The organism is Erwinia aphidicola, from assembly GCF_014773485.1.
Taxonomy (GTDB): domain Bacteria; phylum Pseudomonadota; class Gammaproteobacteria; order Enterobacterales; family Enterobacteriaceae; genus Erwinia; species Erwinia aphidicola.
The window spans coordinates 170,875-195,726 of sequence record NZ_JACXBP010000002.1; the positions used below are offsets into that span (position 1 = coordinate 170,875).

Annotated in this window: 19 protein-coding genes; 10 read left to right on the plus strand and 9 right to left on the minus strand. The window is 58.7% G+C overall.

The window, feature by feature from the left end:
• Positions 1–12 precede the first annotated feature (12 nt).
• The 3 genes from polB to rluA all read left to right on the plus strand — a co-directional run bounded on the left by polB (position 13) and on the right by rluA (position 6,083).
• The gene (gene polB / locus ID864_RS05245) at positions 13–2,376 is read left to right on the plus strand and encodes a DNA polymerase II (RefSeq protein WP_099753882.1); all 2,364 of its coding nucleotides are present in this window, start codon (positions 13–15) and stop codon (positions 2,374–2,376) included.
• A 140-nt stretch (positions 2,377–2,516) separates the two neighbouring features.
• Complete coding sequence (gene rapA, locus ID864_RS05250; protein WP_048914816.1) at positions 2,517–5,423, plus strand: RNA polymerase-associated protein RapA; 2,907 nt, start codon at positions 2,517–2,519, stop codon at positions 5,421–5,423.
• Between the two features lie 6 nt (positions 5,424–5,429).
• A complete protein-coding gene (gene rluA / locus ID864_RS05255; RefSeq protein WP_180276738.1) occupies positions 5,430–6,083 on the plus strand; it encodes a bifunctional tRNA pseudouridine(32) synthase/23S rRNA pseudouridine(746) synthase RluA in 654 nt (217 codons plus the stop codon).
• A 93-nt stretch (positions 6,084–6,176) separates the two neighbouring features.
• On the opposite strand, the gene djlA is transcribed toward rluA, so the two are convergent.
• Positions 6,177–7,001: a co-chaperone DjlA gene (djlA, locus tag ID864_RS05260; protein WP_048914814.1), complete on the minus strand. Its 825-nt coding sequence runs from the start codon at positions 6,999–7,001 to the stop codon at positions 6,177–6,179.
• Between the two features lie 147 nt (positions 7,002–7,148).
• Between djlA and lptD the strand changes: the two genes are divergently transcribed.
• Genes lptD through apaH form a run of 6 tightly spaced genes read left to right on the plus strand, consistent with a single transcriptional unit; the run spans position 7,149 to position 13,899 of the window.
• Positions 7,149–9,524, plus strand: coding sequence for an LPS assembly protein LptD (gene lptD / locus ID864_RS05265; RefSeq protein ID WP_048914813.1), 2,376 nt, complete (start codon positions 7,149–7,151; stop codon positions 9,522–9,524).
• Positions 9,525–9,578: 54 nt separating this feature from the next.
• The gene (surA, locus tag ID864_RS05270) at positions 9,579–10,874 is read left to right on the plus strand and encodes a peptidylprolyl isomerase SurA (RefSeq protein WP_048914812.1); all 1,296 of its coding nucleotides are present in this window, start codon (positions 9,579–9,581) and stop codon (positions 10,872–10,874) included.
• Complete coding sequence (pdxA, locus tag ID864_RS05275; RefSeq protein WP_048914811.1) at positions 10,864–11,856, plus strand: 4-hydroxythreonine-4-phosphate dehydrogenase PdxA; 993 nt, start codon at positions 10,864–10,866, stop codon at positions 11,854–11,856. Before surA ends, pdxA begins: the two co-directional genes overlap by 11 nt.
• Positions 11,849–12,682, plus strand: coding sequence for a 16S rRNA (adenine(1518)-N(6)/adenine(1519)-N(6))-dimethyltransferase RsmA (rsmA, locus tag ID864_RS05280; RefSeq protein WP_048914810.1), 834 nt, complete (start codon positions 11,849–11,851; stop codon positions 12,680–12,682). The genes pdxA and rsmA overlap by 8 nt, the downstream gene beginning before the upstream one ends.
• Before the next feature lie 2 nt (positions 12,683–12,684).
• Positions 12,685–13,062: a Co2+/Mg2+ efflux protein ApaG gene (gene apaG, locus ID864_RS05285; protein WP_048914809.1), complete on the plus strand. Its 378-nt coding sequence runs from the start codon at positions 12,685–12,687 to the stop codon at positions 13,060–13,062.
• Between the two features lie 15 nt (positions 13,063–13,077).
• Entirely contained in the window at positions 13,078–13,899 is an 822-nt protein-coding gene (gene apaH, locus ID864_RS05290; RefSeq protein WP_048914808.1) for a bis(5'-nucleosyl)-tetraphosphatase (symmetrical) ApaH, read from the plus strand.
• A 54-nt stretch (positions 13,900–13,953) separates the two neighbouring features.
• On the opposite strand, the gene folA is transcribed toward apaH, so the two are convergent.
• Positions 13,954–14,436, minus strand: a complete 483-nt coding sequence (folA, locus tag ID864_RS05295; RefSeq protein ID WP_180276736.1) for a type 3 dihydrofolate reductase — start codon at positions 14,434–14,436, stop codon at positions 13,954–13,956.
• Positions 14,437–14,625: 189 nt separating this feature from the next.
• On the opposite strand from folA, the gene ID864_RS05300 reads away from it, so the two are divergent.
• The gene (locus ID864_RS05300; RefSeq protein WP_048914807.1) at positions 14,626–15,240 is read left to right on the plus strand and encodes a LysE family translocator; all 615 of its coding nucleotides are present in this window, start codon (positions 14,626–14,628) and stop codon (positions 15,238–15,240) included.
• A 38-nt stretch (positions 15,241–15,278) separates the two neighbouring features.
• Here ID864_RS05300 and ID864_RS05305 read toward each other — a convergent pair whose 3' ends face one another.
• The 7 genes from ID864_RS05305 to carB all read right to left on the minus strand — a co-directional run bounded on the left by ID864_RS05305 (position 15,279) and on the right by carB (position 24,850).
• Positions 15,279–16,355 carry an ABC transporter ATP-binding protein gene (locus tag ID864_RS05305; protein ID WP_048914806.1) on the minus strand — a complete coding sequence of 359 codons (1,077 nt, stop codon included), beginning with the start codon at positions 16,353–16,355 and terminating at the stop codon, positions 15,279–15,281.
• Between the two features lie 5 nt (positions 16,356–16,360).
• A complete protein-coding gene (locus tag ID864_RS05310; protein WP_191149521.1) occupies positions 16,361–17,188 on the minus strand; it encodes a carbohydrate ABC transporter permease in 828 nt (275 codons plus the stop codon).
• A 9-nt stretch (positions 17,189–17,197) separates the two neighbouring features.
• Positions 17,198–18,121: a carbohydrate ABC transporter permease gene (locus tag ID864_RS05315; RefSeq protein WP_048914804.1), complete on the minus strand. Its 924-nt coding sequence runs from the start codon at positions 18,119–18,121 to the stop codon at positions 17,198–17,200.
• A gap of 80 nt (positions 18,122–18,201) precedes the next feature.
• Positions 18,202–19,491, minus strand: coding sequence for an ABC transporter substrate-binding protein (locus ID864_RS05320; protein ID WP_224750419.1), 1,290 nt, complete (start codon positions 19,489–19,491; stop codon positions 18,202–18,204).
• A gap of 18 nt (positions 19,492–19,509) precedes the next feature.
• Entirely contained in the window at positions 19,510–20,667 is a 1,158-nt protein-coding gene (locus ID864_RS05325; RefSeq protein ID WP_191149522.1) for a PLP-dependent transferase, read from the minus strand.
• The gene (locus ID864_RS05330; RefSeq protein WP_099753887.1) at positions 20,648–21,367 is read right to left on the minus strand and encodes a FadR/GntR family transcriptional regulator; all 720 of its coding nucleotides are present in this window, start codon (positions 21,365–21,367) and stop codon (positions 20,648–20,650) included. Before ID864_RS05330 ends, ID864_RS05325 begins: the two co-directional genes overlap by 20 nt.
• A gap of 258 nt (positions 21,368–21,625) precedes the next feature.
• Positions 21,626–24,850: a carbamoyl-phosphate synthase large subunit gene (carB, locus tag ID864_RS05335; RefSeq protein ID WP_048914801.1), complete on the minus strand. Its 3,225-nt coding sequence runs from the start codon at positions 24,848–24,850 to the stop codon at positions 21,626–21,628.
• Positions 24,851–24,852 lie beyond the last annotated feature (2 nt).

Sequence of the window (24,852 nt, forward strand, 5' to 3'; positions counted from 1 at the left end):
AGGAGAATTTGGGTGAACGACGCACGTGCAGGATTCCTGTTAAGCCGCCACTGGCGCGATACGCCCGCCGGCAGTGAGGTGGTGCTGTGGCTGGCAACCGACAGCGGGCCACAGCAGGTGGTGTTACCGCCGCAGGAGTCCGTGGCGTTTATCCCCGCAGAGCAGCAGGCGGATGCCGCGGCCTTACTGGCTGGTGAGCGGCACTGGCGCTTTGCCGCGCTTGAGCTGAAGGATTTCCGCCAGCGCCCGGTGGTCGGCCTCTACTGCAAGCAAAACCGTCAGCTGCAGAAGCTGGAAAAGCTGCTGCGCGAAAACGGCATCGCCGTGTATGAGGCCGACGTGCGCCCGCCCGAGCGCTATCTGATGGAGCGCTTTATCACCGCCCCGGTGTGGTTCAGCGGTCAGCCTTCCGGCGATCGCCTGGTCAATACCCGGCTGAAACCCCACCCCGACTATCGCCCACCGCTAAAGTGGGTGTCGCTGGATATCGAGACCACCCGCCACGGCGAGCTTTATTGCATCGGGCTGGAGGGCTGCGGCCAGCGTGATGTCTATATGCTCGGCCCGGAAAACGGCGATGCCAGCCAGCTGAACTTCAACCTTGAGTACGTTGATACCCGCCCGCAGCTGCTGGAAAAACTCAATGCCTGGTTTGCCCGCCATGACCCCGACGTGCTGATTGGCTGGAACGTGGTGCAGTTCGACCTGCGCGTGCTGCAAAAGCACGCCGACCGCTACGGCATTCCTCTTCAGCTTGGGCGCGGACACAACGGCGCGCTTGAGTGGCGCGAGCACGGGTTTAAGCCCGGCGTCTTCTTCGCCCAGGCCAGCGGGCGGCTGATAATAGACGGTATTGAAGCGCTGAAGTCCGCCTTCTGGAACTTTGACTCTTTCAGTCTGGAAGCGGTATCGCGCGAGCTGCTCGGCGAAGGGAAAGCGATCAATAATCCGTGGCAGCGCATGGAGGAGATCAACCAGCGCTTCGCCGAGGACAAGCCCGCGCTGGCGCTTTATAACCTGAAAGACTGCGAGCTGGTAACGCGCATCTTCCAGCACACCGAGCTGATGCCATTCCTGCTGGAGCGCGCCTCCGTCAATGGCCTGGCGGTCGATCGTCACGGCGGATCGGTGGCGGCGTTCAGCCATCTTTACCTGCCGCGCATGCATCGCGCCGGATTTGTCGCGCCAAATATGGGTGAAGTCGCCCCGCAGGCCAGCCCCGGCGGCTACGTGATGGACTCACGCCCCGGCCTGTATGATTCGGTGCTGGTGCTGGATTATAAAAGCCTGTATCCGTCGATTATCCGCACCTTCCTGATTGACCCGGTCGGGCTGGTGGAAGGAATGGCGCACCCTGACGAGGCCGATTCCGTTGGCGGCTACCTGGGCGCCCGCTTTTCGCGCACCACCCACTGCCTGCCGGAGATCGTTAACCAGATCTGGCAGGGGCGCGAAGCGGCGAAAAAACAGGGTAACAAGCCGCTGTCGCAGGCGCTGAAAATTATCATGAACGCCTTTTATGGCGTGCTCGGCACCAGCGCCTGCCGCTTCTTCGACCCACGCCTGGCCTCGTCAATTACCATGCGCGGCCATGACATCATGCGCCAGACGCGCGAGCTGATTGAGGCCGAAGGCTATGACGTGATTTATGGTGATACCGACTCCACCTTCGTCTGGCTAAAATCGGCGCACGACGAAACCCGCGCCGCTGAAATCGGTCATCAGCTGGTGGAGAAAGTGAACCGCTGGTGGCAACAGCATCTGCAGGCGGAGTACGGCGTCGAGAGTGCGCTGGAGCTGGAGTATGAAACCCACTTCAGCCGCTTTTTAATGCCGACCATTCGCGGCGCCGAACAGGGCAGTAAAAAACGTTATGCGGGCCTGATCCGCAAGGGTGAAAATCAGCGCATGGTATTTAAAGGGCTGGAAACGGTACGTACCGACTGGACGCCGCTGGCGCAGAAGTTCCAGCAGGAGCTGTACCTGAAAATTTTTACCGGCCAGCCCTATCAGGACTACATTCGTGAAACCGTGCGCCAGCTGCTGGATGGCGAGCTGGACGATCAGCTCACCTATAGCAAGCGCCTGCGCCGCCCGCTGGGGGAATATCAGCGCAACGTGCCGCCGCACGTGCGCGCTGCACGCATCGCCGATGAACAGAATCAAAAGCTTGGCCGCCCGCTGCTGTATCAGAACGGCGGCAAGATCCGCTATGTGATTGCCACCAGCGGACCGGAACCGCTGGAAGCGCGAATGACGCCGCTGGACTACGATCACTACCTTGAGCGCCAGCTGCAGCCGGTGGCCGATGGCATTCTGCCCTTCATGCATGATGACTTTGCTACACTGGTAACCGGACAAATGGGGCTTTTTTGACAGGTGACGAACGGGCAGCCTTCCAGTACCATAGCGCCCTTCCTGTTTTCACTCAGATTGAATTCACTGCCGGGCCTTATTATCGCCGGGCGGAATGCTAACACCTGAAACACACCAGACGAGAATCGAGCCGAATATTTATGCCTTTTACACTTGGTCAACGCTGGATAAGCGATACGGAAAGCGAACTGGGATTGGGAACTGTGGTTGCCGTCGATACACGCATGGTCACCCTGCTCTTTCCTGCTACGGGCGAAAACCGTCTCTACGCCAGAAATGATTCTCCGATCACCCGCGTGGTGTTCAACCCGGGCGACACCATTACCAGTCACGAAGGCTGGGAGATGGAAGTTACCGAAGTCAACACGGTCAACGGCGTAGTCAGCTACGTCGGCACCCGCCTTGATACTGAGGAAAGCGATGTGGTGCTGCGCGAGGTAATGCTCGACAGCAAGCTGGTGTTCGGTAAACCTCAGGACCGCCTGTTTGCCGGCCAGCTGGACCGCATGGACCGCTTCGCGCTGCGCTTTCGCGCGCGTAAATATCAGAGTGAGCAATATCGCCTTGCCACCAGCGGCCTGCGCGGCATGCGCACCAGCCTGATCCCGCACCAGTTGCATATCGCGCACGATGTTGGCCGCCGCCACGCGCCGCGCGTGCTGCTGGCCGATGAAGTAGGCCTGGGTAAAACCATCGAAGCCGGGATGATCATCCACCAGCAGCTGCTGGCCGGTCGTGCCGAGCGTATTCTGATCGTGGTACCGGAAACTCTGCAGCATCAGTGGCTGGTGGAAATGCTGCGCCGCTTTAACCTGCGCTTTGCGCTGTTCGACGATGACCGCTACGCTCAGGCGCAGCTTGACAGCGATAACCCATTTGAAACCGAGCAGATGATTATCTGTTCGCTCGACTTTGTGCGCCGCAACAAACAGCGCCTGGAAAAACTGGCCGATGCCGAATGGGACCTGATGGTGGTGGATGAAGCTCATCACCTGGTGTGGTCTGAAGAAGCACCAAGCCGCGAATATCAGGTGATCGAACAGCTCGCCGAGCAGATCCCCGGCATCCTGCTGCTGACCGCCACCCCGGAACAGCTGGGAATGGAGAGCCACTTCGCCCGCCTGCGCCTGCTGGACCCGAATCGCTTCCACGACTTTGCGCAATTTGTGGAAGAGCAGAAGCACTTCCGCCCGATTGCCGACGCGGTCTCTCTGCTGCTGGCCGATAAAACCATCGGCAACGATGAGCTGAACCTGCTGAATGACCTGATGGGCGAGCAGGATATTGAACCGCTGCTGCAAACCGCCAACAGCGATCGCGAAGGCAAGCTGGAAGCGCGCCAGGAGCTGATTAGCATGCTGATGGACCGTCACGGCACCAGCCGCGTGCTGTTCCGCAACACGCGTAACGGCGTCAAAGGCTTCCCGAAACGCGAACTGCATCAGATCCGTCTGCCGCTGCCGACGCAGTATCAGACGGCAATCAAAGTCTCCGGCATTATGGGCGCGCGTAAGTCCGCCGACGAACGCGCCCGCGACATGCTCTACCCGGAGCAGATTTATCAGGAATTTGAAGGCGACAGCGGCACCTGGTGGAACTTCGACCCGCGCGTTGAGTGGCTGATGGGCTTCCTCACCAGCAACCGCGATAAAAAAGTGCTGGTGATCTGCGCTAAAGCCGCCACAGCACTGCAGCTGGAGCAGGTCCTGCGCGAGCGCGAAGGTATTCGTGCCGCCGTATTCCATGAAGGGCTGTCAATTATTGAACGCGATCGCGCGGCGGCCTGGTTCGCCTCGGAAGAGGATGGCGCGCAGGTGCTGCTCTGTTCTGAAATCGGCTCTGAAGGGCGTAACTTCCAGTTCGCCAGCCAGATGGTGATGTTCGACCTGCCGTTTAACCCGGACCTGCTGGAGCAGCGTATTGGCCGTCTCGACCGTATCGGTCAGGCGCACGATATTCAGATCCACGTGCCTTATCTGGAAAGAACCGCACAGTCGGTGCTGGTGCAGTGGTATCACGAAGGGCTGGATGCATTCGAGCACACCTGCCCGACCGGCCGTACCGTGTATGACAGCGCCTACAGCCAGCTGATTGAGTATCTCGCCGCGCCGGAGAACCCGGAAGGGCTGGATGAGTTTATCCGCCAGTGCCGCAAGCAGCACGACGGCCTGAAAGCCCAGCTGGAACAGGGCCGTGACCGTCTGCTGGAGCTGAACTCCAACGGCGGCGAAAAAGCCCAGGCGCTGGCTAACCTGATCTCCGAGCAGGATAACGATATTGAGCTGGTCAACTTTGCCCTCAACCTGTTCGATATCGTCGGTATTAATCAGGAAGATCGCAGCGATAACCTGATCATCCTGACGCCGGGCGACCATATGCTGGTGCCGGACTTCCCGGGTCTGCCGGAAGATGGCTGCACCATCACCTTTGACCGCAACCAGGCGCTGTCGCGTGAAGATGCGCAGTACGTCAGCTGGGAGCACCCGATCATCCGTAACGGGCTGGATCTGATCCTCTCCGGCGACACCGGTAGCTGCGCGCTGTCGCTGCTGAAGAACAAAGCCCTGCCGGTCGGCACGCTGCTGCTGGAGCTGATCTACGTGGTGGAAGCTCAGGCGCCGAAGCACCTGCAGCTGACCCGCTTCCTGCCGCCCACGCCTATCCGCATGCTGGTCGACCGCAAAGGCACCAACCTGGCGGCCAAAGTGGAGTTTGAAAGCTTCAACCGCCAGCTGAATGCGGTTAACCGCCACACCGGCAGCAAGCTGGTCAATGCGGTGCAGCAGGACGTACATGAGATCATTAAGCTGTCAGAAGAGCCGGCCGCACTGGAAGCGCGTAAGGTGATTGATGCAGCACGCGTGGAAGCTAACGAAAAGCTGAGCGCCGAGCTGTCACGCCTGCAGGCGCTGAGCGCGGTCAATCCTAACATCCGTCAGGATGAGATTGACGCGCTGGAAAGCAACCGCGAGCAGGTGCTGGCCAATCTTGATGAAGCAGGCTGGCGTCTTGATGCGCTGCGTCTGATTGTTGTGACGCACCAGTAAATGATGATGGCACCCTACAATCCGCCGCTGGAGCCGTGGCTGCATATCCTCTATCAGGATGAGCACATCATGGTGGTCAATAAACCCAGCGGGCTGCTGTCGGTTCCCGGCCGCCTGGACGATCACAAGGACAGCGTCATGACCCGCGTCCAGCGTGATTATCCGGCGGCGGAGTCGGTGCACCGGCTGGATATGGCCACCAGCGGCGTGATGGTGGTGGCGCTAACCAAAGCCGCCGAGCGCGAGCTGAAACGGCAGTTTCGCGAGCGCGAGCCGCAGAAAACTTACGTGGCGCGCGTCTGGGGGCATCCGCAGCCGGAGAAAGGGCTGGTCGATTTACCGCTGATCTGTGACTGGCCGAACCGGCCAAAGCAGAAGGTCTGTTTTGACACGGGTAAGTCGGCGCAGACGGAGTATCAGGTGCTGGACTACGCCAGTGATAACAGCGCGCGCGTACAGCTGAAGCCAATTACCGGGCGTTCCCACCAGCTGCGCGTGCATATGCTGGCGCTCGGCCACCCGATCCTCGGCGATAACTTTTACGCGCACGACGCGGCGAAAGCGATGGCACCCCGTCTGCAGCTGCATGCCGAAAGCCTGAGCATTAGCCACCCGCAGTACGGCACGCCAATGACGTTCCGGCAGCCGGCGGAGTTTTAATTTATTGACCCAGTGATACGGGCCGATCGGAACAGATGATCGGCCCCTACGGTAGGGGCGGACCTTCTTTTTCGGTCCGCCCTTTTTTCAGCCTTATTTAAATCCCTTCTCGCGCTTGATCAGATCGTACGCTGACTGAATCTCCTGCGCTTTCTGCTTCGCCATCTCCATCATCTGCGGCGGTAACCCTTTCGCCACCAGCTTATCCGGGTGATGCTCGCTCATCAGCTTGCGATAGGCGCGCTTGATGGTAGTGCCATCGTCGCTGCTTTTTACCCCAAGCACGCTGCAGGCGTCCTCCAGCGTGGGACCACGCCGTGCACCGGCAAAGCCGCCCTGCGAAGAGCCACCGCCGCCCTGATAGCCGCCGCCAAACTGCTGGCCGCTCTCCATCATGCGCAGGAACTGATCGAACTGGGTGCGGGATATGCCCAGCTCTTCGGCAATCACATACAGCACCTGGCGTTCGTTAGGATGCAGTGAACCGTCGGCAAAGGCCGCCTGAATCTGAATTTCCAGGAACATGCGAATCAGATCGAAACGGCCAAAGCAGGCGCTGCGCAGCTCACGCAGTTTATCGCGCAGTGGATAATCGCCCTCTTTGCCTTCTCGGAACGCGCGCTGTGCCGAGGTGCGCGCTTCGCCATGCAGCTGCATGCGGTCCATCAGCAGCGTTGCCATCTGGATATCCGCGTCCGTCACCCGCCCTTTGGATTTGGTTAAATGGCCCATCACCTGGAACGTGGTGCGGAAAAACAGCATTTGCCGCGTCTGCTGGTTAGCAAAATAGCCCTGTCGATTTGGCGCACGCGCTTTATCAATCAAATGCCCGGCCAACAGGCCAAAAACGACGCCCCAGAAGCCTGCACCGGACAATAATCCCAGCACAAGACCCAATACTTTTCCCCAATAGCGCATATACTCCTCAATTCGCCATGCTGAAGGCTAAAAATTGCATTATCATACCTGTCATTTATCCCATAGCCTATTGGTACGCGGTCAAACAACCAGGATAAAGACTAGCGCAACGCAGTTGAGTAAGTTAGTCTCTGACCGTTTGTCGGCATGATGCCAGTGATCACGGAATTCTCGATACCGCGTATGAAAAAAAGACTACCTACGTTGCTGGCCACCCTAATCGGTTCAGCGCTTTACAGCCAGCAGGGCCTGGCCGATGACCTCGCATCTCAATGTATGCTTGGGGTGCCCAGTTACGACCGTCCTTTAGTACAGGGTAAAACCAACGAACTGCCGGTCACCATTGACGCGGATAAAGCCAAAGGCAACTATCCCGATGATGCGGTCTTTACTGGCAATGTCGACATTCGTCAGGGCAACAGTCGCCTGCAGTCCGACGAAGTTCAGCTGCATCAAAGGATGCTCAGCGGACAAACTACCCCGACCCGCACGGTTGATGCACTGGGTAATGTGCACTATGACGACAATCAGGTCATCCTGAAAGGTCCGAAAGCCTGGTCGAATCTGGATACTAAAGACACCAACGTCTGGAACGGCGACTACCAGATGGTGGGACGTCAGGGCCGTGGTAAGGCAGACCAGATGAAGCTGCGCGGCGATAACCGCTACACCATTCTGGAAAACGGTACCTTTACCTCCTGCCTGCCGGGCCAGAACAGCTGGAGCGTGGCGGGTTCAGAAGTGATCCACGATAGCGACGAGCAGCTGGTCGAAATCTGGAACGCCCGCTTCAAACTCGGCCCGGTGCCGGTGTTTTACAGCCCGTACCTGCAGCTGCCGGTCGGGGATAAGCGCCGTTCAGGTTTCCTGATCCCTAATGCTAAATACAGTAGTAACAGCGGCTTCGAGTTTATGCTGCCGTACTACTGGAACATCGCGCCGCAGGCCGATGCCACCATTACGCCGCACTATATCAGCCGCCGCGGCATGCAGTGGCAGAATGAGTTCCGCTACCTGACCACCGCCGGTGCCGGTCTGTTGCAGTTCGACTACCTCGGCTCTGACCGCACCTATGAAGATAAGCATCCGACGGATGAAGACTCGAACCGCTGGCTGTTCTACTGGCGCCATGCCGGTGTCTACGATCAGCACTGGCGCTTCAGCGCTGACTACACCAAAGTCAGCGATCCCTACTACTTTACCGATCTCGACTCGGTTTATGGATCGACTACCGACGGCTATGTGACGCAGAAGTTCAGCATTGGCTACGCCGATACCAACTGGGATGCCACGCTGTCGACCAAGCAGTTCCAGATCTTCTCAACCAACGCGAACAACGATGTCTATCGCGCTGAACCTCAGCTCGATATGAACTGGTACCAGAATGATGTTGGCCCGTTCGATACTCACGTTTACGCGCAGGCGGTGAAGTTTACCAACGTGAACCAAAGGCTGCCGGATGCCACGCGTCTGCACCTGGAGCCAACGCTGGATCTGCCGATGTCGAACGGCTGGGGCAGCCTGAATACCGAAGCCAAACTGCTGGCGACCCACTATCAGCAGGATGACATTGAGTATTACAACTCGCTGAGCAGCAGCGCCGATAACCAGCTTAAGGGCACGGTTAACCGCGTCATGCCGCAGTTCAAGGTTGACGGCAAGATGGTCTTCGACCGCGACATGGACTGGTCACCGGGTTACACCCAGACGCTGGAACCGCGCGTGCAGTACCTTTACACGCCGTATCGCGACCAGAGCGACATTCGTGCCTATGACTCCACGCTGCTGCAGAGTGACTACACCGGCCTGTTCCGCGACCGCACCTACAGCGGCCTGGATCGCATTGCGTCGAACAACCAGGTCAGCACCGGCGTGACCACGCGAATTTTTGATAACGATCTGGTTGAACGTTTTAACGCTTCCATTGGTCAAATCTACTCGTTCACCCCGTCTCGTACCGGAGTGAACACCGTTGGTGAAGACGATCGCGGCAGCCTGATTTGGGCAGGTGACAGCTACTGGAAGATCAGCGACCGCTGGGCAGCACGCGGTGGACTGCAGTATGACACCCGTTTGAATGATGTTTCGCAGGGCAACGCCGTGCTGGAATATCGCCGTGATGCGGACCGTATGGTGCAGCTGAACTACCGTTATACCAGCAAAGAATATGTCCAGCAGACGCTTACCGGGTATAACAACCCGCTGTGGCAGCAGGAGATTTCACAGGTGGGTGCAACCGCCAGCTGGCCAATCGCCGATGCGTGGTCCGTGGTGGGTGCCTGGTATTACGATACCAAAGCTAACCAGGCTGCTGACCAGCTGCTGGGCGTGCAGTACAGCTCCTGCTGCTATGCGGTCCGCCTTGGCTACGAGCGCAAAATCACCGGTTGGGAAAACGACAACAGTAAGTACGACAACAAAATCTCGTTCAACATTGAACTGCGTGGTCTCAGCCCAAGTTATGGCTTAGGCACCGGTCAAATGCTGCGTCAGGGCATCCTGCCTTATCAGCGCGCTTTCTGATGTTGTAATGTTTGGTATGCCAACCCGCAGTGCGGATAGAAGAATGGAAAAAGTATGAAGAACTGGAGAATGCTGATCCTCGGTGCAGCCCTGACAGCCAGCACCGCGTTTGCAGCCCCGCAGGTCGTTGATAAAGTCGCCGCCGTCGTCAATAACGGCGTGGTATTAGAAAGTGATGTTGACGGCATGATGCAGTCAGTAAAGGGCCAGGCTCAGCAGGCTGGTCAGCAGCTGCCGGATGATAAAACCCTGCGCCATCAGATTGTTGAGCGTCTGGTGATGGACAATATCCTGCTGCAAATGGCAAAACAGGCCGGTATTCAGGTTAGCGACCAGCAGCTGGACCAGGCGATTGCCAACATCGCCGCACAGAACAAAATGTCTGTCGATCAGCTGCGCAGCCGCCTGGCCTACGACGGCATGAACTACGCCACCTACCGTGAGCAGATCCGCAAAGAGATGCTGACCTCAGAAGTGCGTAATAACGAAGTGCGTCGTCGCGTGACCATTCTGCCGCAGGAAGTGGACCAGTTAGCCACGCAGATGGCCTCGCAGAACGATGCCGGCACCGAACTGAACATCAGCCATATCCTGCTGCCACTGCCGGAAAACCCGACGCAGCAGCAGGTTGACGATCAGGAAGCGCTGGCAAAACAGCTGGTGAGCGAAGCCAAAGGCGGCGCTGACTTCGGCAAGCTGGCGATCACCTACTCGGCTGACCCACAGGCGCTGAAAGGTGGCAACATGGGCTGGGGCCGTCTCCAGGAGCTGCCATCGCTGTTTGCTCAGGCGCTGGTCACCGCACAGAAAGGCGATATCGTCGGCCCAATCCGCTCAGGTGTTGGCTTCCATATCCTGAAAGTGAACGACGTGCGCGGTGATAACAAAAGTATTTCCGTTACTGAAGTTCATGCCCGTCACATCCTGCTGAAGCCGTCCCCGATCATGACCGATGACCAGGCGCGTCAGAAGCTGCAGGAAGTGGCAGCGCAGATCAACAGCGGCAAGCTGACCTTTGCCGACGCCGCGAAACAGCTGTCTCAGGATCCGGGCTCCGCGAACCAGGGCGGCGATCTTGGCTGGAGCTCGCCGGAAGTGTTCGATCCGGCGTTCCGTGATGCCCTGCTGCGCCTGAAAAAAGGCCAGATGAGCGCACCGGTTCACTCCTCCTTCGGCTGGCACCTGATTCAGCTGATCGATACCCGCCAGGTGGATAAAACCGACGCGGCGAAGAAAGAGCGCGCTTACCGTCTGCTGTTCAACCGTAAGTTCTCTGAAGAAGCCCAGACCTGGATGCAGGAACAGCGTGCTTCTGCCTATGTGAAGATTCTGGATGCGAATGCTCAGTAATCAACGTGTAGCGATCACTCCCGGCGAACCCGCCGGGATTGGTCCCGATTTAATCGTTCAGCTGGCCCAGCAGGACTGGCCGGTTGAACTGGTTGTCTGTGCTAACCCCGAGCTGCTGCGCACCCGCGCGGCAGCTTTGCATTTACCCCTTACGCTGCGCGACTATCAGCCAGACAGCCCAGCCCAGCCGCAGCACGCGGGCACGCTGACCGTGCTGCCGCTTCCTCTTGCCCAGCCCGTGGTCGCCGGGCAGCTGTGCGTGGAGAACAGCGGCTACGTGCTGGCGTCTCTCGCCCGCGCCTGCGACGGCTGTCTGAGCGGAGAATTTGCCGCGCTGATCACCGGGCCGGTGCATAAAGGGGTGATCAATGATGCCGGGATCCCGTTCAGCGGCCATACCGAATTCTTCGCTGAGCGCGCTCATCGCGAACGCGTGGTGATGATGCTGGCAACGGAGGAGCTGCGCGTGGCGCTGGCCACCACCCATCTGCCGCTGAAAGACGTTGCCGCCAGTATCACCCGCGACAGCCTGCATGAAACGATCACCATTCTGCACGCCGACCTGCAAAGCAAGTTCGGGCTGGAGCAGCCGCACATCTACGTTTGTGGCCTTAACCCGCATGCAGGGGAAGGCGGCCATATGGGCCGGGAAGAGATCGATGTGATCATTCCGGCGCTGGATGAGCTGCGCCAGCGCGGCATGCAGTTAACCGGACCGCTACCTGCGGATACCCTGTTCCAGCCGAAATATCTGCAGCATGCCGATGCGGTGCTGGCGATGTATCACGATCAGGGGCTTCCGGTGCTAAAATATCAGGGCTTTGGTCGGGCGGTGAATATCACCCTCGGTCTGCCATTTATCCGCACGTCAGTAGATCACGGGACAGCTTTAGAGCTGGCCGCCAGTGGTCAGGCCGATGCGGGCAGCTTTAAGACGGCGCTTAACCTCGCCATTACCATGATTAAGAGCAGTAATGAATAGTCGCGTTCACCAGGGTCACTTTGCCCGCAAACGTTTTGGACAGAACTTCCTTAACGATCCCTACATTATCGAAAGTATTGTCAACGCCATCCACCCGCAAAAAGGTGAAGTGGTCGTTGAGATCGGCCCTGGTCTTGCTGCTCTGACGGAGCCGGTAGGCGATCGTCTGGATGCCATGACGGTGATCGAGATTGACCGCGATCTTGCCGCACGCCTGCAAACCCATCCGTTCCTTGGCCCTAAGCTGACCATTTTCCAGCAGGATGCGATGACCTTTGATTTCGCCGCCTACGCTGCGGAGAAAGGCCAGCCGATACGCGTGTTCGGCAACCTGCCCTACAATATCTCTACGCCGCTGATGTTCCACCTCTTCAGCTACATGGGTGCTATCAAAGATATGCACTTTATGCTGCAGAAAGAAGTGGTTAACCGTCTGGTTGCCGGACCGGGCAGTAAAGCCTATGGCCGCCTGAGCGTGATGGCACAGTACTATTGCCAGGTTATTCCGGTGCTGGAAGTGCCGCCAGAATCCTTTACTCCGGCGCCAAAAGTGGACTCTGCCGTGGTGCGACTGATGCCGTACCAGACAATCCCGCATCCCGTTGAGGATATCCGCGCGCTAAGCCGTATCACTACTGAAGCCTTTGGCAAGCGCCGCAAAACGCTGCGCAACAGCCTTGGTCACCTGTTCTCTGCTGAAGTGCTGGCGGAGCTAAACATCGACCCGACGCTGCGCGCTGAGAACATCAGCGTAAAGCAATATTGCCAGCTGGCAAACTGGTTGACTGCGCACCCACAGTCACAGGAACAGCCGCAGGAGAACTGATCATGATCGATACGCCCCGAGTTTGTGTCCAGGTGCAGAGCAGCTATATTGCATCGCAGTCAGCGCCCGAAGATGAGCGTTATGTCTTCGCCTACACCATCACAATTCGTAATCTGGGGCGTATCCCGGTTCAGCTGATTGGCCGCTACTGGCTGATCACCAACGGCAACGGGCGTGAAACCGAAGTACAGGGGGAAGGTGTGGTCGGTGAGCAGCCGCACATCGAACCCGGCGGCGAGTTTCAGTACACCAGCGGCGCCATTCTGGAAACCCCAATGGGCACCATGCAGGGCCACTATCAGATGGCCGAACCTGATGGCTCTCTGTTCCTTGTCGATATCCCGGTTTTCCGCCTGGCGATTGCCACCCATATTCACTAAATCCGGCGTTACTGCATGAGCACTTATTTAATCGGCGATGTCCACGGTTGCCACGACGAGCTACGTTCACTTCTTGACCAGGTGGCTTTTGACCCGCAGGTCGATCAGCTGTGGCTTACCGGCGATCTGGTGGCGCGCGGGCCTGACTCACTGGAAGTTCTGCGTTTTGTGCGCTACCTGGGCGACTGCGTAAAAATGGTGTTGGGTAATCACGACCTGCACCTGCTGGCCGTCTACGCCGGGATCAGCCGCAACAAGCCGAAAGACCGTATTACCCCGCTACTGGAAGCCCCAGATGCCGACCTGCTGATCAACTGGCTACGTCGCCAGCCGCTGCTGCAGGTGGATGAAGAGAAAAAGCTGGTGATGGCGCACGCCGGTATTACCCCGCAGTGGGACATCGACACCGCCATCAGCTGCGCGCGGGAAGTGGAAGCGGTGCTGAGCAGCGACACCTATCCGCTGTTCCTTGATGCGATGTATGGCGATATGCCTAACAACTGGGTACCGGAACTGACCGGGCTGGCGCGCCTGCGCTTCAGCACCAATGCCCTGACGCGTATGCGTTTCTGCTTCCCGAACGGGCAGCTGGATATGATCGCCAAAGAAGCGCCGGACAGCGCGCCACCACCATTGAAACCGTGGTTTTCCATTCCCGGCCCGGTATCACGCGACTACACCATTGCCTTTGGTCACTGGGCTTCGCTGGAAGGTAAAGGAACGCCGGAAGGGATAATTGCGCTGGACACCGGCTGCTGCTGGGGTGGCACCTTAACCATGCTGCGCTGGGAGGATAAGCGGGTGTTTACTCAGGTATCGAATCGCAGCGCCCCGTAGGGGTCGGGCACGCCCGACCCGTGTTTTTACGGGCACGCCCGACCCGTTTTATGTTTAACGGCGGTCTAAAATCTCGAAGCAGAAGCTGTGCGAATTCTTGTCGTCAGCGTCATGAAACTCACTGAAGGTTGACTGCCACTCATCCGGCTCGTAGTCCGGGAAATGGGTATCCCCTTCCACTTCCGCATCGATGTGCGTCAGATACAGACGATCGGCGCGCGTCAGCATCTGCTCATAGATGCGTCCACCGCCAATCACCATCAGCTCTTCGACTTCGCCCGCCGCTTTCAGCGCATCTTCAATTGAGGTTACCCAGGTGACGCCTTCAGCATCGCCCTTCTGGCTGCTGATCACGATATTCAGGCGGCCCGGCAGTGGGCGACCGATAGATTCCCAGGTACGGCGCCCCATAATTACCGGTTTATTCAGCGTCTGCTTTTTAAACCACGCCAGGTCAGCCGGCAGGTGCCACGGCATGGCGTTTTCCATCCCAATGACGCGGTCGGCCGCCAGGGCCGCAATCAGGCTAATCATCATATCAACTCAACAGGGTGTAAAATTGGCGCCATCATACGGAAAGGCGAAACTTTCGTCGATAGGAAAGCCCGGGTTATTCGGTAAAGGTTTATCAGGGTATCGATTGCGTCACCTTCCCGCTGTTTTTCACCATGCAAAAAACAACGGCCGTGGTAGAATCCGCCGTTCATTCAGCCACAGACCGCCGCCATGTTAGAAACCAGCTTATTTGTCGCCACTATTGCGGCACTCGGGATGATCTCTCCCGGCCCTGACTTTTTCCTGATTATTAAAAATGCCGCCCGCTACCGTCGCAGCGCCGCGCTGATGACCGCCATGGGGGTAAACTGTGCCGTTGCCACTCATATGGCCTACTGCGTGGCCGGGCTGGCCGTGGTGATCACCACCACGCCATGGCTGTTTATGCTGCTGAAATATGCCGGTGCGGGCTACCTGATCTATATCGGTATCCAGGCGCTGCGCTCGCGCGGCAACAGCAAAATGGACCTGAGCAATGTGGTGCAGGAGCAGACCTCGCTGAAGAAAGCCTTTTTGCAGGGCTATCTGTGCAACCTGCTGAATCCGAAAGCGACACTGTTCTTTCTTTCGATCTTCACCCAGGTGCTGAACGTCAATTCGGACGTGCACGAGAAGCTGCTATACGCCGGGATTATCCTCGGCCTCTCCACGCTGTGGTGGCCGCTACTGGTGGTGCTGATCCAGAGCGGTCCGGTTCGTCGCGGGCTGGCAAAAGCGCAGCGCATCGTGGATAAGATGCTCGGCGGCGTGCTGATCGCGCTGGGGATTAAAGTGGCTTTGTCGTGATATCTGTTGCGGGCCGACCGGAAAAAAAGGTCGGCCCGTTACAAGCGCAATTGGCTGTCCGCATCGAATATCAATACCCGCTCCACCTCAATCTTCATCCCGACCGTATCTCCTGCCTGACAGCCTGAACGCAGCGTGCTGTAGATCATCACCGGCTCACCGTACAGCGTGCCGTGGATCAGCTCCGACAGTCCGGTAGGCTCGATCAGCGACACCTGCAGCGGCAGCGCGCCCTCATCCGCCAAATCGCACAGCGTAATATTTTCCGGGCGAATACCGTAAGTCACCGCTTTGCCGACCGGCAGGTCGCTGCGCGCGCCCAGCGGTAACACCAGCCGTGCGCTGACTTCAACGCAGGGGCCGCACTCCCCTGTCTGCACGCGGCCACTGATAAAGTTCATCGGCGGTGAGCCAATAAAACTGGCGACGAACCTGTTGGCTGGGGTGTCATACAGCTCCAGCGGGCTGCCGACCTGCTGGATCACGCCGTGATTGAGCACCACGATGCGGTCCGCCAGCGTCATCGCCTCCACCTGATCGTGGGTGACATACACAATGGTGTTGTTCATCTGCTGGTGCAGCTTTTTGATCTCCACGCGCATCTGCCCGCGCAGCTGCGCGTCAAGGTTCGACAGCGGTTCATCAAACAGGAAGACCTGCGGCTGACGCACAATCGCCCGCCCCATTGCCACGCGCTGACGCTGGCCACCGGAGAGCTCTTTCGGCCGACGATCCAGCAGGTGCGTCAGGCTGAGGATCTCCGCCGCCCGATTCACCGCAGCGTCAATCTCCGCTTTGGGCCGCTTCTGCACTTCCAGGCTGAAGCCCATATTGCGCGCCACGGTGAGATGCGGATAGAGCGCGTAGCTCTGGAACACCATCGAGATATCGCGGTCCTTCGGCGCTACCTCATTCATCAGGCGCGAGCCGATGCGAATGTCGCCGCTGCTTGCCAGCTCCAGCCCGGCGATGGTGCGCAGCAGCGTCGATTTGCCGCAGCCGGACGGCCCGACCAGCACCACGAACTCACCGTCGGCGATGGTCAGGTTGATATTGCGCAGTACCTCAACGTTGCCGTACTGCTTCTGGATTTGCGAAAGAGAGATCTGAGCCATCAGGATTATCCTTTTACCGCGCCAGCCGTCAGCCCCTGGATCAGGTAGCGCTGAATGAAGGCGAAAAACAGACAGGCGGGGATCAGCACCAGCACGGCGGCGGCCATCATATCTCCCCAGGAAACGGCGAATTTCGACACGAAGCTCAGCAGCCCAACCGGGAAGGTCATCACGTCGTTTTTGTTAATCAGCATCAGCGAGAACAGCAGCTCGCTCCATGCGGCGGTAAAGACAAAACCAAGCGTGGCTGCCATGCCGGGCAGCGTCAGCGGCATCAGCACGCGGTACAGCGCCTGAAAACGGGTGCAGCCCTCCAGCATCGCCGACTCTTCCAGATCTTTTGGAATCGCATCGAAGAACGACTGCATCAGGAAAGTAGCAAACGGCACGTTAAATGCGCTGTAGACGAGGATCAGCCCGAGCAGGCTGTTGGTCAGCCCGAGCGGGGCCATCACCTTGTAGATCGGCGCAAGGATCATCACCAGCGGGAACATCTGGGTGAACAGCAGCAGCGCCGCCATCACCGTTTTGCCCCGGAAGCCAAAGCGTGAAAAGGCATAGCCCGCTGCGGCCGCTACCACCGTTGCCAGCCCGGCGGTGCCCATTGAAACGATCAGGCTGTTGGTGAAAAAGGTCGGGAAATCACTCTCCACCAGCACGCGGCGGAAGTGGTCCAGCGTCAGCGCGGCGGGCCACAGGGTCACCCCTTCGCTGTACAGCAGCTTGTCCGGCGTGACGGAGATTTTAATCACCCAGTAGAGCGGGAACAGCGCAAACAGCAGGTAGCCGAGGATCGCGGCGCGGTGCCCGATCAGGCGTAATAATGCATTCATCGGCCTCTCCTATTTCAACAGCTGATGGCGAATGCGCAGCAGCACCAGCGCATAGCAGGTCATCAGGACCAGCAGGAATACCGCCATCGCCGAAGCGTAACCGAAGTCGAGCTTGCGGTAGGCGGTGGTGAAGATATAGCTGGAGAGAATCGAGGTTGATCCCGCCGGGCCACCGTCGGTCATGACCACAATCAGATCGGCGAAGTTAGCGATCCAGATAGTGCGCAGCATCACGGTGATGGCGATCATCGGCGCGAGAAACGGCAGCGTAACGCGCTTAAACTGCTGCCAGCCGCTGGCCCCGTCCATCGACGCCGCCTCATACAGATCTTTCGGGATCGACTGCAGCGCCGCCAGCAGCGTAATAGCGAAGAACGGGATGCCAAACCAGACGTTGGCGATCACCGGCCCGTACAGCGCGAGGCTGGGATCGGACAGAATATTGTACGGCTCGCTAATCAGGTGCAGGTCAACCATCCAGTGCGGCAGAATGCCAATCACCGGGTTGAGCAGCCATGACCAGGTGAGCCCGGAGAGAAACGCCGGAACTGCCCAAGGCAGAAACACCAGCGCCTGCGCCCAGCGGCGCAGCGGAAACTCGCGGTTAAGCAGCAGCGCCAGCCCCAGCCCGAGGAAGAATTGCAGCACGAGCGAGGTCAGCGTCCAGTTCACCGTGTGGCCAAGCGCCTTAAAGAAGCGCCGATCGTCGAACATGGCGCGGAAGTTATCCAGCCCGACCCAGCCGCTGTCCAGCGGGTTGAGCAGCTGGATATTCTGGAAGGCATAAGAGATACCGATCAGCATCGGCACAAAGATAAACAAGCCAATCAGCACCAGGGTCGGGCTGAGGTACAGCCAGGGCTCAGCCAGCATCCGCAGGCGCACGAAGCGCGGCGCTCGCGTGGGGGTTTCAGTGGTGGCGTCAAGCATCATATGGCGTCTCCAGTGCGGGGGTTATCAGGTACGCGGGTTGACCGAAAAAAAGGGTCAACCCCTACGGTACTCTCATCCGGTTATTGCGCTGCCATCCAGGCTTTCTGCTCTTTGGTCAGATATTTGGCCCAGTCTTCCACCATTGATTGGGTATCATTCTGGTCCAGTAACGTTTCCTGGCTGCTCTCTTTCACGATCACCGAGTTAAAGTAGCCCCAGCCTTTCAGATGCGTTGGCATGGTGAGCGGTACATATTTCGGGTCGTTCAGCTCGGTAAACCAGCCGGCAAACTGTGGCGTGTGGAAGTACGGGTCGCTCTCCGCACCTTTGTAGATCGGCAGCGTACCGACAAACTTCGACCAGGTAAGGTTGTTCTCTCTACTGCTGAGGAACTGGATCAGCTGCCACGACTGCGCCTTCTGACCGGCCTGTTTGAATACCGACCAGCCGGTGTAGCCAATGGTCGGGAAGGCTTTGCCCGACGGCCCCAGCGGCATCGGTGCCACGGCAAAATCATCCGGATTCATGCTGTTTTTGATCGCGATCAGCGCGTCCGGATCCTGATCGAGCATCGCGCATTTCCCGGAGTAGAACCCGGAAACGATCTCGTTAAAGCCCCAGTTGACGCTGTCTTTCGGCGCCCCGCCGCTCTTATACATATCGACCAGCAGCTGCGCCCCCTTCAGCGCCCCCGGCTGGGTCAGAGTGCTGTTACCCTGCTGGTCAAAAAACGCCGGCGAGCCGTTCATCGCCGCCATAAACATCATCCAGGCATTGGTACCCCCAACGCCGCCGCGCATGCAGTAGCCGCTAATGCCGTTGCCCAGCGCGCTGATTTTCTTCGCATCAGCCACGAACTCATCCATGGTTTTTGGCGCTTCGCTCAGGCCTGCCTGCTGGAACAGTTTTTTATTCCAGAACATGGCGCGCAGGTAGAAACCGTAAGGGATCATGGTGGCTTTACCGTTGGCGGCACGCGCCATTGCCAGCGCTTTATCGGTGAGTTCTGGCGTGCCCGCCCAGCTTTTCAGCTGCGGCTCCAGCTCTTCCAGCATATTGTTGCTGGCATACAGTCCCTGCCAGGTATCCGGCATCTCCACCACGTCCGGCACCTGGCCGCTCTGCAGCATGGTGCCCAGCTTTTCAAAGGCCTGGCCCCACGGCAGCGACACCACTTCAATTTCCGTACCCGGATGCTGCGCCTTGTACTCGGTCAGCATTTTTTGCAGCATTTCTGTTCGCGCCGGGCTGGTGATCACCTCCACCAGCGTCAGTTTGGTGGCGGCAACAGTGTTAAAGGTGCTGGCGATCCCCAGGGCTAAAACCACGCTTTTACCTAACCAGGCGCGCAAAGGATGTTGCTTCATCATGACCTCTTTTCGTTGAAGTTAGCGGGCAGCGGCAATTGCCTGCTGCAGGTCGAGCCATAAATCATCGGTCTCTTCCAGACCGATGGAGATGCGCACCACGCGCGGTGAAACGCCAAAATCGCGCGCGGAGTTAAACTCACCGGCCTGGTTGAGCACCGAAATCGCCGGCATCACCAGGCTTTCGAAGCCGCCCCAGCTGACGCCCATATGGAACAGCTTGAGCGCGTTGCAGAAGCGCGGAATATCCACCGACTCGTCCAGCTCGAACGAGAACAGCCCGCTGTAGCCGCTCAGCGTGGAGAAGGATTGCGGGTCGAGACCGGGATGGTAAACGCGCATCACCTGCGGATGTTCCAGCAGCCGCTTTGCTATCGTCAGCGCGCTCTGATGATGCTGGCGCATACGCAGCGGCAGCGTGCGCAGGCCGCGGATCAGCAGCCAGGCTTCGTTAGCCGACAGCTTGCCGCCGAGGAACGGGCTGACGCCGCGGGTAATGGTGGCAATACGTTCATGGCTGGCTATCACCAGCCCCGCCACCACATCGCTGTGGCCGCTGATATATTTCGAGGCGGAGTGCACCACGATGTCGACGCCAAGCGTCAGCGGCTTCTGGAACAGCGGCGAGGCCCAGCTGTTGTCGATAAGGGTGGTAACGCCGTGCTCGCGCGCCAGCGCCGTCAGGGCGCGTAGATCCTGCTCGCCCATCACCCAGCTGCTCGGGCTTTCCAGATACAGCAGTTTTGCGCCCGGCAGGGCGGCTTCGACGGCAGCCAGCGAGTCGCCATCGACAAACTCGCTGTCGATATGGAAGCGCTGGCAGAAACCGCGCAGGAAGCGATAGGTATCCGGGTAAACGTGATTGATGCACACCACTTTGTCACCCGGCGAGACCACGCTAAGGATGGCATTGCTGATTGCTGCCATGCCGCTGCTGAAGGCCAGACAGGCTTCACCCTGCTCCAGCAGCGCGACTTTATCCTGCAGCGCTTTCACCGTCGGGTTATCCACGCGGGAATAGAGCGGCAGATCGCTGTCGCCACGAAAACGGGCAATCATGCTGTCGTAGTCGCTGAAGCTGAACAGCGACGACTGGTAGATCGGCGGCGACACCGCCCCTTTATCGTGGCGGGCATCGTGGGTTAACTGCGTCTGGTCGCTAAACTTTTCTGGCTGCATGGATCACGTCCTTCATGTCACGTTCGGTGATATCGAGAATCAGATGGCTGACGTGCCGCGCCTCATCGGCATCGCGGCGGGCTATCGCCTCAAACAGCGTGCGGTGCAGCGGAAACGAGTCGCTGAACAGCGCCTGCTCGGGCGGGGATTCGAAGAAAGCGTGCAGAGTGTCGTACAGGCCGACCACCATATGCAGCAGCAGCGGGTTATGTGCAGCCTGATAAATACTGGCGTGGAAGGCCCAGTCCTCGGCCCCGGCGGAGCCAATCGCGAGGTGCACGCGCTCCATCTCGTTCAAGCGCTGCTCAATCAGTACCAGGTCCGCGCGAGTGGCACGCACCGCCGCCAGGCTGCAGGATTCGGCTTCAATAATTCGCCGCACCTCCAGCGCGTGCAGCATGTTCTGCGAGTCATTTTTAAAGCGCAGCGACAGGAAACTGTCGTTACTGCTGACCTCGGCATGCAGGAAGGTGCCGCTGCCCTTGCGGCGTACGATGATGCCCAGCGCTTCCCAGCGCTTAAGCGCCTCACGCACCGTGTTGCGGCTGACGCCCAGCTGCTCCGCCAGTACGCGCTCCGGCGGCAGGCGCTCGCCGATCCGGGTGCCGGACTGCGCCACGTAGCGCGTCAGGGCATCGAGCACCAGCACGTCACTGTGCTGCACCGCGATCGGTGCCAGACTGGCGCTTAATAATGTCATGCTGCCCCCTGATAAATTGGCCCAACAACTCAACCTCTTTTGCTTGAGCAAGTTTGATGCCAAAAAATCAACAGGTTGATTTAGCTGGGATTAGCTAACAAATAAGCAAATCTTCTGGTCGGGAAAGGTGCAAAACAGCGCGGGACTGCGCAGGGAGTGAGCAAGCAAGGGATAAAAAAGGGGCGACCGTTGACGGTCGCCCCCTGCAATACGTGTAGGGGCGGACCCTCTGTTTCGGTCCGCCCGATGTGCAGCGAATTATGCGCTAATCTGCGCGTGCATCTCCTGCACGGAAATCACCTGGTCCGTGGCGCTGGAGTTCAGCGACGTCACGGTGGCGAAACCGCCGTTCAGCGTAGTATCGTAATGCACCTTATACTGCAGCGCGCTGCGGCGGATCAGTTTGGAATCTTCAATCGCCTGGCGGCCTGCGGTGGTGTTGACGATGTAGGCGTACTCACCGTTCTTCAGGCGGTCCTGAATGTGCGGGCGGCCTTCGTGCACTTTGTTTACCTGGCGCACGTCAATACCGGCAGCTTTCAGCACCGCAGCAGTACCCGCGGTAGCATCCAGCTCGAAGCCGTAAGCCTGCAGGCGGCGCGCCAGCTCAGCAATACGCTTCTTATCACCTTCACGCACGGACAGCAGCGCACGACCGGTTTTCTTCATGTTGCTCTGCGCGCCGAGCATCGCCTTGCAGAACGCTTCTGCAAAGGTACGGCCCACGCCCATCACTTCACCGGTAGAACGCATTTCCGGGCCGAGGATAGGGTCGACGCCCTGGAACTTGTTAAACGGCAGCACCACCTCTTTCACCGAGTAGTACGGTGGGATGATCTCTTTGGTCACGCCCTGCGCGGCGAGGGTTTTACCCGCCATCACGCGCGCGGCCACTTTCGCCAGCGGCATGCCGGTTGCCTTGGAGACAAACGGCACGGTACGCGCAGCACGTGGGTTGACCTCAATCAGGTAAACCTCATTGTCCTTAACCGCAAACTGCACGTTCATCAGGCCACGCACGCCCAGCTCAAAGGCCAGTTTCTTCACCTGGTCACGCATCACATCCTGAATCTCCTGGCTCAGCGTGTAGGCTGGCAGGGAGCAGGCAGAGTCCCCGGAGTGAACGCCCGCCTGTTCGATGTGCTCCATGATGCCGCCAATCAGCACCTGCTCACCGTCGCAGATCGCATCAACGTCAACTTCTACCGCATCATCAAGGAAGCGGTCCAGCAGCACCGGCGCGTCGTTAGACACGGAAACCGCGGTATTGAAGTAGCGCTTCAGGTCGATTTCGTCATAAACGATTTCCATCGCGCGGCCGCCCAGGACATAGGACGGGCGCACCACCAGCGGGTAGCCAATCAGCGCCGCCTTTTCCACGGCCATATCGATGGCGGTGACGGTGGCGTTGGCCGGCTGCTTCAGGCCCAGGCGCTCAACCGCCTGCTGGAAACGTTCGCGGTCTTCTGCACGGTCAATCGCATCCGGGCTGGTGCCGATAACCGGCACGCCTGCGGCTTCCAGCGCACGCGCCAGCTTCAGCGGAGTCTGCCCGCCGTACTGCACGATCACCCCTTTTGGTTTCTCAATGCGCACGATTTCCAGCACGTCTTCCAGCGTGACCGGTTCAAAGTACAGGCGGTCAGAGGTGTCGTAATCGGTGGATACGGTTTCCGGGTTGCAGTTAACCATAATGGTTTCGAAACCGTCTTCGCGCAGCGCAAGCGAGGCGTGTACGCAGCAGTAGTCAAACTCGATACCCTGGCCGATACGGTTTGGACCGCCGCCCAGCACCATAATTTTGTCACGATCCTGATTCGGATTGGCTTCGCACTCTTCTTCATAGGTTGAGTACATGTAGGCGGTGTCCGTAGAGAACTCTGCCGCACAGGTATCCACACGCTTGTAGACCGGGTGCAGGTTGTGCTGCTCGCGCAGGGCACGGATTTCCGCTTCAGACACGCCCGCCACATCGGCCAGGCGCGCATCGGCAAAGCCTTTACGCTTCAGCGTGCGCAGGAAGTCATAGCTCAGGCCGTTCACGCCCTGCTCTGCCACCTGCTGCTCCAGCTGGACCAGTTCTTCAATCTGCACCAGGAACCAGCGGTCAACATTGGTCAGCGCGAAGACATCCTCCACGCTCATTCCGGCGCGGAAGGCGTCAGCGATGTACCAGATGCGGTCGCAGCCAGCATCTTTCAGCTCGCGACGGATAGTGGTCAGCGCTTCCGGGTCGTTAAGATCCACCTTTGGATCAAAGCCGTGCGCGCCCACTTCCAGGCCGCGCAGCGCTTTCTGCATCGACTCCTGTAGAGTGCGGCCAATCGCCATCACTTCCCCGACAGATTTCATCTGCGTGGTCAGGCGGTCGTTAGCACCGGCAAATTTTTCAAAGTTGAAGCGGGGAATTTTGGTGACCACGTAGTCAATAGACGGTTCGAACGACGCCGGGGTCAGACCGCCGGTGATGTCATTGGTCAGCTCATCGAGGGTGAAGCCCACTGCCAGCTTGGCGGCGATTTTAGCAATCGGGAAGCCGGTAGCTTTCGAGGCCAGCGCGGAGGAGCGCGACACGCGTGGGTTCATCTCAATGACGATCAGACGGCCATTCTCCGGGTTCACCGAGAACTGCACGTTTGATCCCCCGGTTTCCACGCCGATTTCACGCAGCACCGCCAGCGAGGCGTTACGCATGATCTGGTACTCTTTGTCGGTCAGCGTCTGCGCTGGCGCAACGGTAATCGAGTCACCGGTATGAATGCCCATGGCATCAAAGTTTTCGATTGAACAGACGATGATGCAGTTGTCGTTTTTATCACGCACCACTTCCATCTCGTACTCTTTCCAGCCAATCAGCGACTCATCAATCAGTAGCTCATTGGTCGGCGACAGATCGAGGCCGCGCTCGCAAATCTCTTCGAACTCTTCACGGTTGTATGCGATACCGCCACCGGTCCCGCCCATGGTAAAGGAGGGACGGATGATGCACGGGAAGCCGACGTCAGCGGCAACCGCCAACGCTTCTTCCATGGTGTGTGCGATACCGGAACGCGCGGTGTCGAGGCCGATTTTCTTCATCGCCACGTCGAAACGGCGACGGTCTTCCGCTTTATCAATCGCGTCCGCGGTGGCACCGATCATGGTCACGCCGAACTCTTCCAGCACGCCCTGGCGCTCTAACTCCAGCGCACAGTTCAGCGCGGTCTGGCCGCCCATGGTGGGCAGCACCGCATCCGGACGCTCTTTCTCAATGATTTTGCGTACCACTTCCCAGTTAATTGGCTCGATGTAGGTCGCATCGGCCATATCCGGGTCGGTCATAATGGTTGCCGGGTTAGAGTTTACCAGGATAACGCGGTAACCCTCTTCACGCAGCGCTTTACACGCCTGTGCACCGGAGTAGTCGAATTCACAGGCCTGGCCGATTACGATCGGGCCAGCGCCAAGGATCAGGATGCTTTGTATGTCTGTACGTTTTGGCATTG